Below are 14971 nucleotides of genomic sequence, written 5' to 3'. Positions count from 1 at the left end.
TAGCGACACTCTCCACCCGCCGGCGGACGCCGGTGGGCAGGGGGTGACGCAACATGTCTTACGTCGGGCGCATGTACTTCCGGTTGTTCGTGCCGAGCCTGCTGGCCCTCGGCGCGGGCGCGCTGGCGGCCGGTGTGACCAAGGCGGCCCAGCAGATGCCCGGACCCTTCGGCCTGGCCTCCCTGTATTCCAACCTCCCGGGCTGGCTGCTCGGTCTCGGCACCGTCGTGGCTGCGACCCTGGCCGCCTTCCAGCTGGTACGCCTTCGTCTGTGGGAGCGCGGCGTGCTGGGTGCGTGTTATGTATGCGGCTGTCTGCTGGGTTCGCCGCGCGCGGCACGGCGCGGGTTGGGTACGACGCGGAAGTGCATGGGCTGCGGCAAGGTGCACGGCACCAATCACCGGCTGATATCGACCGTGGTGCCGCTGGCGGTGGCCGTGAAGGACGGCGCCGGTGCGCCGGTCAGGAGCGTACGTTCGTCACCGTGATGCGGTGACCGATGCACTCCAGAAGCTCGCGCAACGCCTCGGCACTCTCGACCGTGGTGTCCGCCTCGAGCGACAGCCACAACGTGTCGCCCGAAAGACCGTGGATCTTCTCGTTGAACTGGATCTCGATGGCGACCTTGCCACCGGGCTGGACCACCGATACCTCGAAATTGCGTGACTGCACGTGCTGGCTTCCCCTGGTGGACTGGCTGTCTGTCGTTAAGCCGGCATTTTACCGGGCTGGCCGGGGAAATGCTGTCCGTATCGGGTGATGCGTGAACCACGGCACGTTCACCCATTCGCCACGGCCCGACCGGTTAAAAGGTCTGCACGAGGAGACGCCCATGCTGCAACTGAATCCGCCGCTGCCCATGAACACGCCCAAAGGCGAGGGTTTTGCCCATTTCCTGATCGATTACGGCCCCGAATCCGACCTCTACTGGACGGTATTCATTACGGCCACGGGCGAGATCTGGACCTTCGCCAACCGCGAGGTGCGGGCGTCCAAGAACATCACCATCGGCCGTACCGCGCCCACCGCGCCGACACCCCGCCAGGCCCCGCCGGCGCGCCGCCCGGCCGAGGCACGCGAGCCCGGCGTGCTGCCGTTTGCCGTGGCCGACGCCCCGGTCTGACCGACCTCGTCCGCTCGGTATAGGTCGTCTGGCGATCTGTGCCTGATAGGGGTGGGGTGGCACATTGGCCCTCCAAGGGGTGCCATGTCGGCGCCACCCTCATATGGGAGGCCAGATGCAGACGGAGCCGCGGTTGCCGGTCATCGTGATGGGGCGCGGGCCGACGGCGCTGGGTATCCTCCGTAGCCTGGAGCTTGCCGGCATTGCCGCGTACGTGGCCTGCCCGCGTAACGACCTGGTCACCCGATCGCGTTATTTCCGACCCGTACCGGGGTGCCCGGCATGGGACGGCTCGCCGGGACAGCACGCGCTGGAAGCCCTGGCGGGATGCTTCCTGCCGCGCGCGGTGATCATTGCCGGCGCGGACGACGCGGCGCTCTGGCTGGCCGAGCTGCCGCACACCGCGCTGGGCTGGCGCTTCCCGGTCAGCACCGCCAGCCGCGAGGCGCAACGGTTGCTCCAGGACAAGTCGGCGTTCGCCGGCTACCTCAAGGCGATCCACGTACCGCACCCGCGCACTTTCCGGGTGACGCACGCCGGCGACGTCGATGTCATTCCGTTCGACACCCTGGGGCGGGTCTTCCTCAAACCGGTCAACTCGCAGAAGTTCAGCGATGTCACGGGCGTGAAGGGACTATGGGTCGAGGGCGCCGACGCGCTGCGCGAGGCGTGGGCACGTTTCCATGCGCAGGGGTTCCGGGTCATGGCGCAGGAATACGTGCCCGGACCGCCCAGCGAACACGTCTTCGTCGACGGCTTCCGCGATGGGCGGGGCGGGTATGCGGGCCTGTTCGCGCGGCAGCGCCGGCGGATGTCACCACCGGACTTCGGCAACAGTTCCTGCTCGCACGCCGTGCCGCTGTCCGCCGTGCCGGAGGCCGTGGACAGCATCCGCCGCGTACTCGACGGGCTGGACTACCGGGGCATCTTCAGCGCCGAGTTCAAGCGCGACCCGCGCGATGGCGCATGGCGCCTGATCGAGGTGAACACGCGCGCCTGGACCTACGTGGAGTTCGCGGCGCGTCGCGGGGTCAACGTCTGCGCCATGGCCTGGGAAGATGCCCAGGGCCTGCCCGTGACACGCGCACCATCCGACTACGGCACCGGCAGCTGCATCGACCTGTACCACGACATCGCCAGCGTGCGTTGCTCGCCCGCGGCGCGGCATCCCGGCTGGATACGCATGGTTATCGAATGGCTGCGCGCCGACCTGCACGTGTTCCGCCTGGATGATCCCGCACCCGCCTGGCACTTCATCCGGGGCCTGCTGCGCAAGCGCTTCGTTGGCTCAGTCCGCGCGACCCAGCGGCGCGGCGATGTCTTCGAGGGAGCGTCGCTCGGCGGCGATACCAAGTAGTCCGGCTGCCAGTGCGCCGACCAGCATCAGCGAGGCGCCCAGCACGTAGCCCCAGCCGATCGCGGCGCGCTCGCCGCTGCCGATGAGCTGGCCGAACAGCCAGGGGCCGGCCACGCCGCCCAGCGCCGTGCCGAACGCATAGAAGAGGGCGATGGCCAGCGCGCGCAGCTCCAGCGGAAAACTCTCGCTCACGGTGAGGTAGGCCGAGCTGGCCGCGGCCGACGCGAAGAAGAACACCACGCTCCACGCCATCGTCTGCGTGCGCGCATCCAGGTAGCCGTGGACGAAGAGCCACGCCGTGACGAACAGCAGCAGGCCCGACAAGGTGTACGTCGCGACGATCATCGGCCGCCGGCCCAGGGTGTCGAACAGCCGCCCGAGCAGCAGCGGGCCGAGGAAATTGCCCGCCGCAAAGGGCAACAGGTAAAGGCCCACATCGGCATCGCTGACGCCGTAGAAGCGCCCCAGCACCAGCGCGTAGGTGAAGAAGATAGCGTTGTAGAAAAACGCCTGCGTAGCCATCAGCACCAGTCCGAGCACCGTCCGCTTGGGATAGACGCGGAACAGGGTGGTAGCCACGTCGCCCATCGACAGCCCGCGTGGACGGAGGCGCAGACGGGGTAGCGGCTTGTCCGGCGGCGGCGCGTCCAGCCAGCGCTCGATGTCGGCCACCACGGCCTCGGCCTCGGCGACCCGGCCGTGTAGCATCAGCCAGCGCGGGCTTTCCGGAATCCACCGTCGCAGGAAGAGGATGCCCAGGCCCAGCACGGCGCCCAGCCCGAAGGTCAGTCGCCAGCCAAGCTCTGCGGAAACCCAGCCCGTGTCGAGCAGCCCCACGGCGGCCAGCGCGCCCATGGCTGCGCCGATCCAGAAACTGCCGTTGATGACCAGATCGGTGTGGCCGCGGTAGCGGGCGGGGATCAGCTCCTGGATCGCCGAGTTGATCGCCGCGTACTCGCCACCGATGCCCGCACCGGTGAGCGCGCGGAAGATCACGAACGTGAGGAAGTTGGGCGAGAAGGCGGTGGCCGCGGTCGCCACGAGGTAGAGCCCCAGGGTGATCGTGAACAGCTTCTTCCGTCCCAGGCGGTCGGTCAGCCAGCCGAAGAACAGTGCGCCGACGACGGCGCCGACGAGGTAAAGGCTGCCGGCCAGCCCGACCTGGCCGTCGGTCAGGTGCAGCACCGGGCTGGACTTGAGCGCGCCGGCGATCGAGCCGGTGATGGTGACCTCCATCCCGTCGAGCACCCAGGTGATGCCCAGCGCGACCGCCACGAGCGTGTGGAAGCGACCCCAGCGCAGGCGGTCCAGCCGTGCGGGGACGTCGGTATCGACCAGGCCGTCGTCGGTGGCCCCGTGCGTTGCGCTTGTCATGTCAGGCGTGCCTCAGCAGGGCGCGGGCGATCATCAGCCCGGTGATGGTCAGGCCGATGGAGCCGGCCACGTTCATGGCCACGTTCGCGGCAAACCACCCGTACTGCTGGCGCAGCAGCAATGTCGTGGATTCGGCGGAAAACGTCGAGAAGGTGGTCAGGCCGCCGAGGAAACCCGTGGCGATGAGCAGGCGTGCTTCGGCCGGCAAGGTCTGGACATGGTCGAACACCCCCAGCGTGACGCCCATCAGCAGGGCACCGGCCAGGTTGGCGCACAGCGTGCCCAGCGGCACATTGGGAAACAGCGGGCCAAGCGCCAGCGCCAGCCACCAGCGCAACAGGCTGCCGACGGCGCCGCCGATACCTACGGCCAGGAAACCGGTGTAAGCCACATGACCCCCGTTACGTTAGGACGCCCCGATTATGGGTGCCTTTGCCGCGGAATGGGCGAGGACCGCAGAACCTTGCCGGTATACTCGCAAGTCCCTGCATGCATTGGCTGCCGCATGAACCCCGCGACGCGCGATCCGAGGCGTTACCTGCCGTTCCTGCTTGCGGCCCTCTCGATGATCGGGCCGTTCTCGATCGACGCCATCTTCCCCGGCTTCCCCGATATCGGCCGCGATTTCCATGTCGGCGACGTGGCGCTGCAGCAGCTGCTCAGCGTCTACCTGTTGGCCTACGCGGTGATGAGCCTCTTCCATGGCGCGTTGTCCGATGCGTACGGGCGCAAGCCAGTCATCGTGATCTCGATGGCCATCTACACCCTGGCCTCGGTCGGCGCGGCCATGGCCCCCAGCTTCGCTTTCCTGCTGGCCTGCCGCGTCTTGCAGGGCCTGTGCGGCGGCGCGGGCATCGTGGTCGGGCGTGCCGTCGTGCGTGACAGCATGCACGGAGAGGAAGCCCAGCGGATGATGTCGAAGGTGATGATGATCTTCGGCGTGGCTCCCGCCATTGCACCCATCGTCGGCGCATGGCTGCTGGGCATCGACGGCTGGCGCGGCATCTTCTGGGCCCTGACCGGCTTCACCATGCTGCTGACGCTGGGCGTGGCGTATTTCCTCGTCGAATCGCATCCCGTCGAGCGCCGCACCGTGTTCCGGCCGCGACCGCTGCTGCACGGCTACGCCGCCATCCTCGGCGACCTGCCGTTCTGGCCGCTGGCCATCGCCGCCTCGGTGAACTTCGCGGGCCTGTTCCTGTACATCGCCTCCGCACCCCACCTCATCCGCGATTTGCTCGGCCTGGGCGCGAGTGGTTTCCCATGGCTGTTCGTGCCGGTGGTCAGCGGCATGGTCTTCGGTGCGTTCATTTCCGGCCGCGTGGCCGGCCGGGTGAGTGCGGCGCGCACGGTGTCGTGGGGCTACGTGTCGATGCTCTCGTCCTGCGCGATCAACCTCATCCTGGCGCTGACGCTGGATCATCCGCGTGTGCCATGGTCGACGTTGCCACTGGCGCTCTACGGCTGCGGCGTGCAGCTGGCCTTCCCGACACTGACGCTCCTGCTGCTGGACCGTTTCCCGGATCAGCGCGGCGGCGTGTCCTCGGTGCAGGCGTTCGGCAGCCTGATCCTCACGGCGCTGGTCGCCGGCGTGCTCTCACCGGCACTGTCGGCCAGCATGCTGACGCTGGCCATGGGGGCGACGTCGATCTGCCTGATCGGGTTGGCGGCGTGGCTCTGGTATGCGTCGCTGGAGCGGAGGCGGCTGGCGCTTGCGAAAGCGTGCGCGGCGTCGTCGGTGGTGTCGCAGATCGAGCGGAATGAGCCGGGGTGAGTGGGCGCTTCGCTGCTGGCAGGCGATATCAGCCCACTGGCAACCCACGCTCCACAAGAAACGTCCTCGCTTCCGTCGCATCCTGCTCGAACCACGCCCGCGTCGAGCCCAGGCGATAGGTATATCCCCACCGATCCATGTCTTCCATGATCCTCGCACTGCCCACCGAGGGCAGCTGCCCGCCGAGCACGATCTGCAGGTAGCAGGTCGCATCCTCTTCCTCGATCGAGTCCGTGGCGTCGGTATGCACGAGCGCACGCTTCTCCGCCGGCAGCACGATCAGGTGGCAGGCTTCGTGGAGGAGGGAGTGGACGGGGGTGTCGGCGCGGGCGTAGACCGTCGTGCCGATGATGCCGGCTTCGGTGTCGCCCCAATAACTGCCGGGAATGGCTTCGCCGTCGGCGACCTCGATGAGGGTGAGGCCGAAATCGAGCAGCCGTTGCCGTGGTTCGTCGAAGCCGATGTCGCCGACGCGGAGGACCGCGTCGGCGGGATCGGACGAACTCATATCGCGGACTTGCCGTCCGGCAGGGCCACGGAGAGTTCGAGCACTTCGTGGCCGCTGTCACGCTCGAGCGTGACGTTGACCGCCTCGACATCGACGTTGACGTACTTGCGGATGACTTCGAGCAGCTCGTTGCGCAGCAGCGGCAGGTAGTCGGGACCGCCGCGCGTCGAGCGCTCCTGGGCGACGATGATGCGCAGGCGTTCTTTCGCTACGCCGGCCGTCGCTTCGGGTTTACGCTTCAGGAAATCGAGGATACCCATGCTCAACCTCCGAACACGCGCTTGAGGAAGCCCTTCTTGACCGGCTCGAGGAAGCGAAGCGGACGCTCTTCGCCGAGGATACGCGCTACGGTGTCCTTGTAGGCGGCACCGGCGTTCGAGTTGTCGTCGAGGATCACCGGTACGCCGGCATTGGACGCGGCCAGCACGTTTTCCGATTCCGGGATGACGCCCACGACGTTGATACCGAGGATGTCCTCGACGTCCTTCACGCTGAGCATCTCGCCGGCTTCGACGCGATTGGGGTTGTAGCGGGTGAGCAGCAGGTGCTGCTTGATCGGGGCCTCGCCCTTTTCCGCACGGCGCGTCTTGCTCGACAGCAGGCCGAGGATGCGATCGGAGTCGCGCACCGAGGACACTTCGGGGTTGACCACGACCACGGCATGGTCGGCGAAGTACATCGCCAGGTGGGCGCCTTTCTCGATGCCCGCCGGGGAGTCGCAGACGACGAAGTCGAAGTTTTCCTTCGCCAGTTCGTCGAGCACCTTTTCCACGCCTTCCTGGGTCAGCGCATCCTTGTCGCGGGTCTGCGAGGCCGCCAGCACGAACAGGTTTTCGTGGCGCTTGTCCTTGATCAGCGACTGCTTGAGCGTGGCCTCGCCGTGTACGACGTTGACGAAGTCGTACACCACGCGGCGCTCGCAGCCCATGATGAGGTCGAGGTTGCGCAGGCCGACGTCGAAGTCGATGACCGCGACCTTCTTGCCCTGCATGGCGAGACCGGTGGCGAGGGAGGCACTGGTGGTGGTCTTGCCGACTCCGCCCTTGCCGGAGGTGACGACGATGATTTCTGTCAAGAGATGTCTCCGAATGTTACTGCGACGGACGGCATCAGAGCCGCGCGACCATGAGTTTTCCACTGTCGAGCCAGCATTGCACGGGCTGGCCCTCGAATTCTTTGGGCATGTCTTCGAACACGCGGTAGTGCCCGGCGATGGCGACCAGCTCGGCGCGGAAATCGGAGCAGAAGATGCGTGCCGATTCGTCGCCCTGGGCGCCGGCCATGGCCCGTCCGCGCAGGCTGCCGTAGACATGGATGGAGCCGTCGGCGATCACTTCCGCGCCGTTGGCCACGGCGGCGGTGACCACGAGGTCGCGATCGCGCGCATAGACCTGCTGGCCGGAGCGGACCGCGCTGCCCGTGTGGTGCTGCGCGGTGATCGCACCGGTGATATCGGTGTCGTTGTCGTCGAGCGGCGCGCGGGCGGCTTCCACGCGGCCGGGCGCGGGCGGCGCGACCTGCACGGCGGCATCGCCTGAGGCAGGCTCGTACTGTGCGCGGAACTTGGCGATCAGCGGCAGGTTCATGCGCTCGGCGAGGGCCTCGGTCTCGGCGGTGCCGTAGGCGATGCCCACCGGCAGCATGCCCGCACTGCGGATGGCCTCGAGCAGGGCATCCACCATGCCGTCGTCGGGCAGCTTGGGCAGGTGCGAGAGGTCGAGCACCACCGCGGCGCGGTTGAACATCTGCGGCGCGGCGCGCACGCGGCGTTCCAGTTCCTCGACCAGGGCCGCGGCATCGACGCGGCGCAGGCGCACGCAGGCGATGCCGACCTGGCCAAAGCGCAGGTCGCAGGCGCTGTCGAGGGTTTCGGCGCGGGCGTTCATGCGTTCACCTGCGCGGCGGCCGGCGGCTCGCGCTCGCTCAGCCAGGGCACGGCGGGCAGGCCGTCCTGTTCGAGGTAGCGTTCGCGTACGAAGGGAAAACTGGGCAGCTCGCGGGCGAGCAGGCTGACCTTCGGGCCGTCGTGGCCCATCTTTTGCTGGCCCACTTCTTGGAAGCCCATCGTGCCGTGGAACAGCACGGTCTGGTCGTTGCGGGGTTCCAGGAAAACTTCACAGGTCAGGAGCGGCACACGTACCTCGGCGTAACTCTGCACATCGCAGTAGAAGATGCGGCCCAGGCCATGGCCGCGCAATTCGGAAGCGATCACGATGCGATCGATATACACGAAGCTTTCGTAATGGGCCTGAAACCAGCGGAAATTGGGACTGGCGTAATCGGCATCCTGGCGCATGGCGATGAGGAAGCCGAGGATGCGGCTGTCCTGTTCGGCCACGCGGAAATAGTGCGCGACGTCGTAGAGGTGCCGCAGGCGGGACATGTCCGTGGCGAGGATGCCGGTGCCTGCCTCGTTATTGAGCGCCAGCACGGCATCCAGGTCGTGCTCGCGCACGTCGCGGATGGCAAGGGCCATTCGTTGCTCCGCTTGAGTGTTCTTGGAAAGCGACCCCCGGGTCGCGGATGACCTGCATTATGGCATGGGGAGCGTCGGTAGGCGCTGTATGCATGCCAGTCGCAACGGCTCGGCGCCCGCTGTTAACCGCTAGTTAAAAAGCTCGCCCGGCGGCCGGCCGGTCTGGTCCCCGTGCCATCCGTCAGGTTACGGCCTTGTCCCGTGCCGCCCTATGATGCGGTCATGTCCAAGCTCCAGTTCAACCACGTGCGGCTGCTGCGCTACGCCACTTACCTGGCGTACCTGTGCGCCGGGCTGCCGTTGTCGATCCAGCGCGCCGGCAACCAGCCGGGCCAGATCGGCGACATGGCCCTGCTGGCCTGGATCGCCTGCTACCTGGTGTTCGGTGTGGTCTATGGCCTGCTGACCCGCCAGCTGGGCTCCCGGGTGGACGGTTTCACCCGCGTGGCGGTGCTGTTGATCCTCACGGGCACCGCGCTGGCGGTGGGCGGGCTCAGCAAGAGCGGTGTCAGCGCCCTGCTGCTGGTCATCGTGGCCGCGGTGGTGCCGTGGATCATCAGCCTGCCGCTGGCCATGGCCTGGATGGTGCTGGCGCACGTGGCGCTGATCCCGCTGTTCTATGCGGCCGTCGGCTGGCCCCTGGTGGCCTCGGTGATGCAGGCGGTGCTTTATTTCGGGTTCTCGGCGCTGATGTTCATCGCTTCCCTGATCGCCAGCCAGCAGGCCGACGAGCGCGAGGAACTGCGCCAGCTCAACGCGGAACTGCGTGCCACCCGTGCCCTGCTGGCCGAATCCACCCGCATCGCCGAGCGCATGCGCATCGCGCGCGACCTGCACGACCTGGTCGGCCACCACCTGACCGCGCTCAGCCTGAACCTGGAGGTGGCCAGCCACCTCACCAACGACACGGCCCGCGAGCACGTGCTGAAGGCGCAGAAGACCGCGAAGCAGCTGCTGGCCGACGTACGCGAGGTGGTCAGCGAACTGCGCCAGGACGATGCCATCGACCTCACCCAGGCGCTGCGCAGCCTGACCGAGGGCGTGCCCGGGCTGACGGTGCACCTGAGCGTGCCGCCGCGCTTCGGCGTCGAGGACCCCCGACGGGCCCAGATGCTGCTGCGCTGCGCGCAGGAAATCCTCACCAATACGGTGCGCCATGCCCATGCGCGCAACCTCTGGCTGGTGTTCCGCCATACCGGACCCGACGAGTTGTGCCTGGACGCGCGCGACGACGGGCGCGGCAATCATCCGTTCCATCCGGGCAACGGCCTGAACGGCATGCGCGAGCGGCTCGCCGAGTTCGGTGGCACGCTCCGTTTCGGTGCCGATCCTGCGGGCGGGTTCGCCCTCACGGCGCGCCTGCCCCTGGGCGAGGAGCCCGCGCTGGCCCATGCGCCGACGCGTCACACGCTGGAGGTCCCGGATGACGCCGAGGCCGTCCCGCGTGCCACACTTTCCGTTCCTTCCGAGGGCCATCCATGATTTCCGTCTGCCTCGTCGACGATCAGAACCTGGTGCGCCAGGGCATCCGCTCCTTGCTGGACCTGGCCGGGGACATCCGTGTCGTCGCCGAATGCGCCGATGGCGCCCAGGCGGTGCAGATGATTCCCCAGGTTCGCCCCGACGTGGTGCTGCTCGACCTGCGGATGCCCAACATGAGCGGGCTGGACGTGCTGCAGACCCTCGGCGCGCGTAACGAGCTGCCGCCAACCATCATCCTGACCACCTTCGATGACGACCAGCTGGTGCTCTCGGGCCTCAAGGCCGGCGCGCGGGGTTACCTGCTGAAGGACGTCTCGCTCGACCAACTGGTGGAGGCCGTGCGGACGGTGTCGGCCGGCGGCTCGCTGGTGGCGCCGATGGTCACCCAGCGCCTGCTGGCGGGGGTGGGCCGGATACAGAACCAGTTCTCCAGCCTGGAACAGCCCGACCCGCTCACCGAACGCGAAACCGAGATCCTGCGCCTCCTTTCGGGGGGCTACAGCAACAAGGAGATTGCCAATTCGCTGCGGGTGGCGGAGGGCACGGTGAAGAATCACGTCTCCAACATCCTGTCCAAACTGGGTGTTCGCGACCGCACCCGTGCGGTGCTGAAGGCCCTGGAAATGGGCATCGTCTGACTCTGTCCGGGCGCAGGGGCGATGGCTGGCCGGTTTCCGGCCGAAAATCCGCTTGTGCAGGCTTGCGAAAAAGGGCAGGGGACCCAATGGCGTTCCCCGCCGGGAGCAGCTACCATCGGCTCTTTCGGCACTGGCTAACCCCAAGCCACGGGCCGATTCTTCAGGGGTGACCATGCGGCAACCGTCCGTGTGCGGAGCCTGTTCGTAAGACGTTCGGAGAACCGTGGAATGACGCGTCTGTTAGAATTTATCGTTGCCCTCGTCATCGTCGCCATTTTGGGCGTCGTTGCCGGTGTGGCTATGCCCTCGACGGGACACGTCGAGCGCGAAATGCTGATCAGCAAGGACTTGCGCCAGGTTTACGACGTCTTCAGCAACTTCCGTCGATTCCCGGACTACACAGCCCTTCGCTCCCTCGATCCCAAGGTCCAGTTCGAACTTTCCGGCAAGGCCTATGGCCCGGGCGCAAAGATCTCCTGGAAGGCCGGCGATCCCAAGATGGGTGACGGCTCGCTCGAAGTCGCCTCCATCGATCCGGATTTCTCCAAGATCTCCGATGCCGGCAAGGGCACCATTGTCTGGACGGTCAACAACGGCTGGCGCGGTAACGACAAGAAGTTCACCATCAACCTCGAGCGCACTGGCCGCAGCCAGAAGCTCGTGAAGGTGAAGTGGGCCTACGATGTCGATTACGGCTTCAACCTGGTCAACCGCTTCTCCAACCTCTACATCCATGGCGATCCGGACGCGCTGATCCAGTTCAGCCTGTCCAACCTGCAGAACCTGATGGCGGCGATCCCGAACATCGACTACAGCAAGATGATCCCGGCTATCGCCGAGCAGCCTGCCAAGCCGATCCTGTTCGTCTCCACCACCGCTCCGCGCACCCTCGACGACGTCGATGCGGCGTCGGACAAGGCGATGGGCGAACTGCAGGCCGCGGCGAAGAAGCTGGGCGTGAACATCGTCGGCCCGCGCATCACCTTCACCACGAACTGGGGCGACCAGAACTACAACTTCGACGTGGCCGCCGAGATCGACGCCACCACGCTGAAGATCAACGGTCAGGACGTGCAGCTCACCGCCGCGCAGCGTCCGGCACTCGACACCACGGCTCCCGCCGAGGCATCGACGGCTGCCGCCCCCGCCGCGGGCGACACCGCCGCCGCACCGGGCAGCAAGGACAAGCTGGGTCGCGTGATCGTGGACGGCAACGTCAAGGCCGTGCTCGCCTTCGGTGGCAAGGCCCTGAAGGCCGAGTGGAACGGCACCGGCGCGGGCCTGCCGCAGACCCGTCAGATGCTGGAAGCCTACTCGCAGACCCACGGCTACAAGTTCGACGACGTGTCGTTCCGCGCCTATGACATCCAGGTCAAGGCGCCGGTCAACAACAAGGGCACGGTCGAGGGTTACGATGAGCAGAAGTTCGAGGTCTACCTGCCGCTGCAGGGCGACAACCTGCCGGACCAGACCCCCGAGCAGGAAGCCGGCCTGAAGCAGCCGGGCCTGGAAGAATCGGCTCCCGCCGGCTCGTCCTCGGCTCCCGCCCCGGCCAGCACCGCCGCGGCTCCGGCCGAAGCCGGCACCGCGCCGACGATGGCCAAGTAAGCCTCTGGCTTGCAGGTCACACGAAAAACCCCGCTGGAGACAGCGGGGTTTTTTTATGGGCCTTGGGCCGTGGAGCAAGAGCCGGCGGGTGCCACCCTCGGGGCCACGCCTGCGGCGACCCGTCAAGGAAAGCCGCTCCGCGGCCATGTATTGATGGCCCTTCGGGCCCGGGTCGGGCTTCGAACGGGGATTTTCGATTCGCCATCCATGGCTCAGCGAAAATGGCCGGCCGTCCTGGCCGGCCCCCTTCGGGCCTTATCCGTTCGAAGCCCTCGCCTGCGGCTACCGGCCCCGAGGGTGGCACCCGCCGGCTCTTTCGACGACTGAGGTTGCGTGTGGGAAAAGCTAAGAGCTGAGTTTCGCTTCGTTGCTGGGAACGCTCGCTTGCCTGCTTTGCATCGCATCGGTCGCCTTACGTGTGTCGAGGGTTCGCGCACGTGCGTGCGCTCCTACCCCCAGACGGCAGATCACGCGTTGGATATGCCACAACCGGCCCTACCCCTGGGGTAGGAGCCCACGATGTGGGCGAAAAGCCAACGAAGCGCTGACGCCATATCCTGCACGTCAGCGGTTGCTCGGTCACAACCCACCTCAGTGATGGAAAGAGCCGGCGGGTAGCCCCCTCGGGGCCGGTAGCCGCAGGCGAGGGCTTCGAACGGATAAGGCCCGAAGGGGGCCGGCCAGGACGGCCGGCCGTTTCCGCTGAGACAGGAGGTCGAATCGGAAACCTCCGGTCGAAGCCCGACCCGGCCCGAAGGGCAATCAATACATGGCCGCGGAGCGGCTTTCATTGACGGGTCGCCGCAGGCGTGGCCCCGAGGGGGCTACCCGCCGGCTCTTTCTCGAACGTCCCAAGGCTCCAAAGCCAAACGCGATGCCGGAGGCGAGCCCACCCAGCATCGCGCGATGCTCAACGCGCAGCAGGGGTGGTTGCGACCGCCCCGCCGTGCGTTAATTGTGGGAATGATCGAGACCGACCGACTGACCCGTTGTTATGGACCGCTGATCGCGGTGGATGCGCTGTCGTTGCGGGCGGAGCCGGGGCAGGTGCTGGGCCTGCTGGGGCCCAACGGCGCGGGCAAGTCCACCGCCATGCGCATGATTGCCGGCTTCCTCGCGCCCACTTCCGGTACCGCGCGTGTCTGCGGCTTCGACGTGCGGCGGGAGCCGCTGTCGGCCAAGCGGGCGCTCGGTTATCTGCCGGAAGGTGCGCCCAGCTACGGCGAGATGACCGTCCGTGAGTTCCTCACCTTCATGGTGCGCGTCCGCGGGCTGGATCGGGAGCTGGCCTATCGCCGGTTCGACGAGGTGGTGGCGCGCCTGGAGCTGGAAGACGTGCTCGAACAGACCATCGGCACGCTGTCCAAGGGGCTGCGTCGCCGCGTGGGTCTGGCGCAGGCGATCCTGCACGATCCGCCCGTGCTGATGCTCGACGAACCCACGGATGGCCTGGATCCCAACCAGAAACATTCGGTGCGCATGCTGATCGACGCCATGGCGCGCGAGCGCACCATCCTCATATCCACCCACCTGCTGGAAGAAGTGCACGCCCTGTGCAACCGGGTGGCGATCATCGCCAACGGCAAGCTGCTGGCCGATGCCACACCCGCCGAGCTGGAGGCGCGCTCGCGGTACCACGGCGCGGTGTCGTTCAGCGCGCAGGGCAGCGCGGTATCGCGCGAGATGCTGGCACGCATTCCCGGCGTGGCGACGGTGGAGGTCGATCCGCTGGATGGCCGGGTCACCGTGTTCCCGCGGGAAGGCCGGCCGATCCTCGACGAGGTGCAGGCCCTGCTGCGCACCCAGAACCTGCAGGTGTCCGAGATCCAGCTGGAGCAGGGTCGCCTGGACGAAGTGTTCCGGCAGATCACCACGCAGCCGCGCGGAGGCCACGCATGAACGGTGTGACGGCGATCGCCCGCCGCGAATTGTGGAGCTATTTCGTGACGCCCGTGGCCTATGTGTTCATGGTCATCTTCCTGGTGCTGGCGGGTACGCTTACCTTCTACACCGGCGATTTCTACGACCGTGGCCTGGCCGACCTGCAACCGTTCTTCGACATGCATCCCTGGCTTTACCTGGTGCTGGTGCCCGCGGTGACGATGGCCATGTGGGCGGAAGAACGGGCCTCGGGCACGCTGGAACTGCTGTTCTCGCTGCCGGTGTCCATCTCGCAGGCCGTGCTGGGCAAGTTCCTGGCGGCCTGGGGCTTCATCGGGATCTGCCTGGTGCTCACGTTCCCCATCTGGATCACCGTGAACTACCTGGGCGATCCGGATAACGGCGTGATCCTGGCCGGCTACGTGGGCAGCTGGCTGATGGCCGGTGCGTTCATCGCCATCGGCACCTGCATGTCCACCATCACGCGCAGTCAGATCATCGCCTTCATCCTCACCGCGTCGGTCTGCTTCCTGCTGTTGCTGGTGGGCCAGCCGCAGGTGCTGGATTTCTTCCAGGATGCCGTGCCGCCCAAGCTGGTCGGCGCGATGGGCCAGCTGAGCATGGCGCGGCACGCCAATGCCATCGCGCGTGGCGTGCTGGACCTGCGCGACCTGGTGTATTTCTTCGCCACCATCGTGGCCTGGCTGGGCGCCAGCGTGGTGATGCTCGACCTGAAGAGGACGCGCTGAG

General features: G+C 67.0%; 17 protein-coding genes. 9 read left to right on the top strand and 8 right to left on the bottom strand.

Translation table 11 applies throughout. The features are described 5' to 3' along the window. Positions 1–53: 53 nt before the first annotated feature. A complete protein-coding gene (locus ACVKN3_RS13055) occupies positions 54–488 on the top strand; it encodes a hypothetical protein (RefSeq protein WP_354514558.1) in 435 nt (144 codons plus the stop codon). Here the strand turns inward: ACVKN3_RS13055 and ACVKN3_RS13050 are convergent. Further along, positions 463–672, bottom strand: coding sequence for a hypothetical protein (locus tag ACVKN3_RS13050; protein WP_285406248.1), 210 nt, complete (start codon positions 670–672; stop codon positions 463–465). The two genes, ACVKN3_RS13055 and ACVKN3_RS13050, sit on opposite strands and share 26 nt — an antisense overlap. Positions 673–832: 160 nt before the next feature. On the opposite strand from ACVKN3_RS13050, the gene ACVKN3_RS13045 reads away from it, so the two are divergent. Then, positions 833–1123, top strand: coding sequence for a hypothetical protein (locus ACVKN3_RS13045; protein WP_285406246.1), 291 nt, complete (start codon positions 833–835; stop codon positions 1121–1123). A gap of 115 nt (positions 1124–1238) precedes the next feature. After that, positions 1239–2480: a carboxylate--amine ligase gene (locus ACVKN3_RS13040; RefSeq protein ID WP_354514555.1), complete on the top strand. Its 1242-nt coding sequence runs from the start codon at positions 1239–1241 to the stop codon at positions 2478–2480. Here ACVKN3_RS13040 and ACVKN3_RS13035 read toward each other — a convergent pair. Next, positions 2412–3854: an MFS transporter gene (locus tag ACVKN3_RS13035; RefSeq protein WP_354514553.1), complete on the bottom strand. Its 1443-nt coding sequence runs from the start codon at positions 3852–3854 to the stop codon at positions 2412–2414. The genes ACVKN3_RS13040 and ACVKN3_RS13035 overlap by 69 nt on opposite strands. A 1-nt stretch (position 3855) precedes the next feature. Next, positions 3856–4245: a fluoride efflux transporter CrcB gene (crcB, locus tag ACVKN3_RS13030; protein ID WP_354514551.1), complete on the bottom strand. Its 390-nt coding sequence runs from the start codon at positions 4243–4245 to the stop codon at positions 3856–3858. 114 nt (positions 4246–4359) lie between these two features. Between crcB and ACVKN3_RS13025 the strand changes: the two genes are divergently transcribed. Beyond that, on the top strand, positions 4360–5628 hold the full coding sequence (locus tag ACVKN3_RS13025; protein WP_354514549.1) for a multidrug effflux MFS transporter: 1269 nt from the start codon (positions 4360–4362) through the stop codon (positions 5626–5628). 28 nt (positions 5629–5656) lie between these two features. On the opposite strand, the gene ACVKN3_RS13020 is transcribed toward ACVKN3_RS13025, so the two are convergent. From ACVKN3_RS13020 to ACVKN3_RS13000, 5 genes are read right to left on the bottom strand one after another with little or no spacing between them, the layout of a single operon-like run. Continuing rightward, positions 5657–6136, bottom strand: a complete 480-nt coding sequence (locus ACVKN3_RS13020; RefSeq protein ID WP_285406234.1) for a hypothetical protein — start codon at positions 6134–6136, stop codon at positions 5657–5659. Further along, positions 6133–6396 carry a cell division topological specificity factor MinE gene (minE, locus tag ACVKN3_RS13015; protein WP_285406232.1) on the bottom strand — a complete coding sequence of 88 codons (264 nt, stop codon included), beginning with the start codon at positions 6394–6396 and terminating at the stop codon, positions 6133–6135. Before minE ends, ACVKN3_RS13020 begins: the two co-directional genes overlap by 4 nt. Positions 6397–6398: 2 nt before the next feature. Then, positions 6399–7211, bottom strand: coding sequence for a septum site-determining protein MinD (gene minD / locus ACVKN3_RS13010; RefSeq protein WP_036140080.1), 813 nt, complete (start codon positions 7209–7211; stop codon positions 6399–6401). Between the two features lie 34 nt (positions 7212–7245). After that, the gene (gene minC, locus ACVKN3_RS13005) at positions 7246–8022 is read right to left on the bottom strand and encodes a septum site-determining protein MinC (protein WP_285406228.1); all 777 of its coding nucleotides are present in this window, start codon (positions 8020–8022) and stop codon (positions 7246–7248) included. Next, positions 8019–8612: a GNAT family N-acetyltransferase gene (locus ACVKN3_RS13000; RefSeq protein WP_285406226.1), complete on the bottom strand. Its 594-nt coding sequence runs from the start codon at positions 8610–8612 to the stop codon at positions 8019–8021. The genes minC and ACVKN3_RS13000 overlap by 4 nt, the downstream gene beginning before the upstream one ends. 222 nt (positions 8613–8834) lie before the next feature. Here ACVKN3_RS13000 and ACVKN3_RS12995 point away from each other — a divergent pair, with 222 nt between their 5' ends. The 5 genes from ACVKN3_RS12995 to ACVKN3_RS12975 all read left to right on the top strand — a co-directional run bounded on the left by ACVKN3_RS12995 (position 8835) and on the right by ACVKN3_RS12975 (position 14970). Beyond that, the gene (locus ACVKN3_RS12995; protein ID WP_051938641.1) at positions 8835–10094 is read left to right on the top strand and encodes a sensor histidine kinase; all 1260 of its coding nucleotides are present in this window, start codon (positions 8835–8837) and stop codon (positions 10092–10094) included. Beyond that, positions 10091–10732 (top strand): response regulator, encoded by a 642-nt coding sequence (locus ACVKN3_RS12990; protein ID WP_036140086.1) that lies wholly within the window; start codon positions 10091–10093, stop codon positions 10730–10732. The genes ACVKN3_RS12995 and ACVKN3_RS12990 overlap by 4 nt, the downstream gene beginning before the upstream one ends. Before the next feature lie 228 nt (positions 10733–10960). Further along, complete coding sequence (locus tag ACVKN3_RS12985; RefSeq protein WP_285406220.1) at positions 10961–12340, top strand: SRPBCC family protein; 1380 nt, start codon at positions 10961–10963, stop codon at positions 12338–12340. A 963-nt stretch (positions 12341–13303) separates the two neighbouring features. Further along, a complete protein-coding gene (locus ACVKN3_RS12980; protein ID WP_285403152.1) occupies positions 13304–14239 on the top strand; it encodes an ABC transporter ATP-binding protein in 936 nt (311 codons plus the stop codon). Next, complete coding sequence (locus ACVKN3_RS12975) at positions 14236–14970, top strand: ABC transporter permease subunit (protein ID WP_354514544.1); 735 nt, start codon at positions 14236–14238, stop codon at positions 14968–14970. Before ACVKN3_RS12980 ends, ACVKN3_RS12975 begins: the two co-directional genes overlap by 4 nt. Position 14971: the final 1 nt, after the last annotated feature.

The organism is Luteibacter sp. PvP120 (genome assembly GCF_054055715.1).
This window is presented reverse-complemented; position numbering and strand designations above follow the sequence as displayed.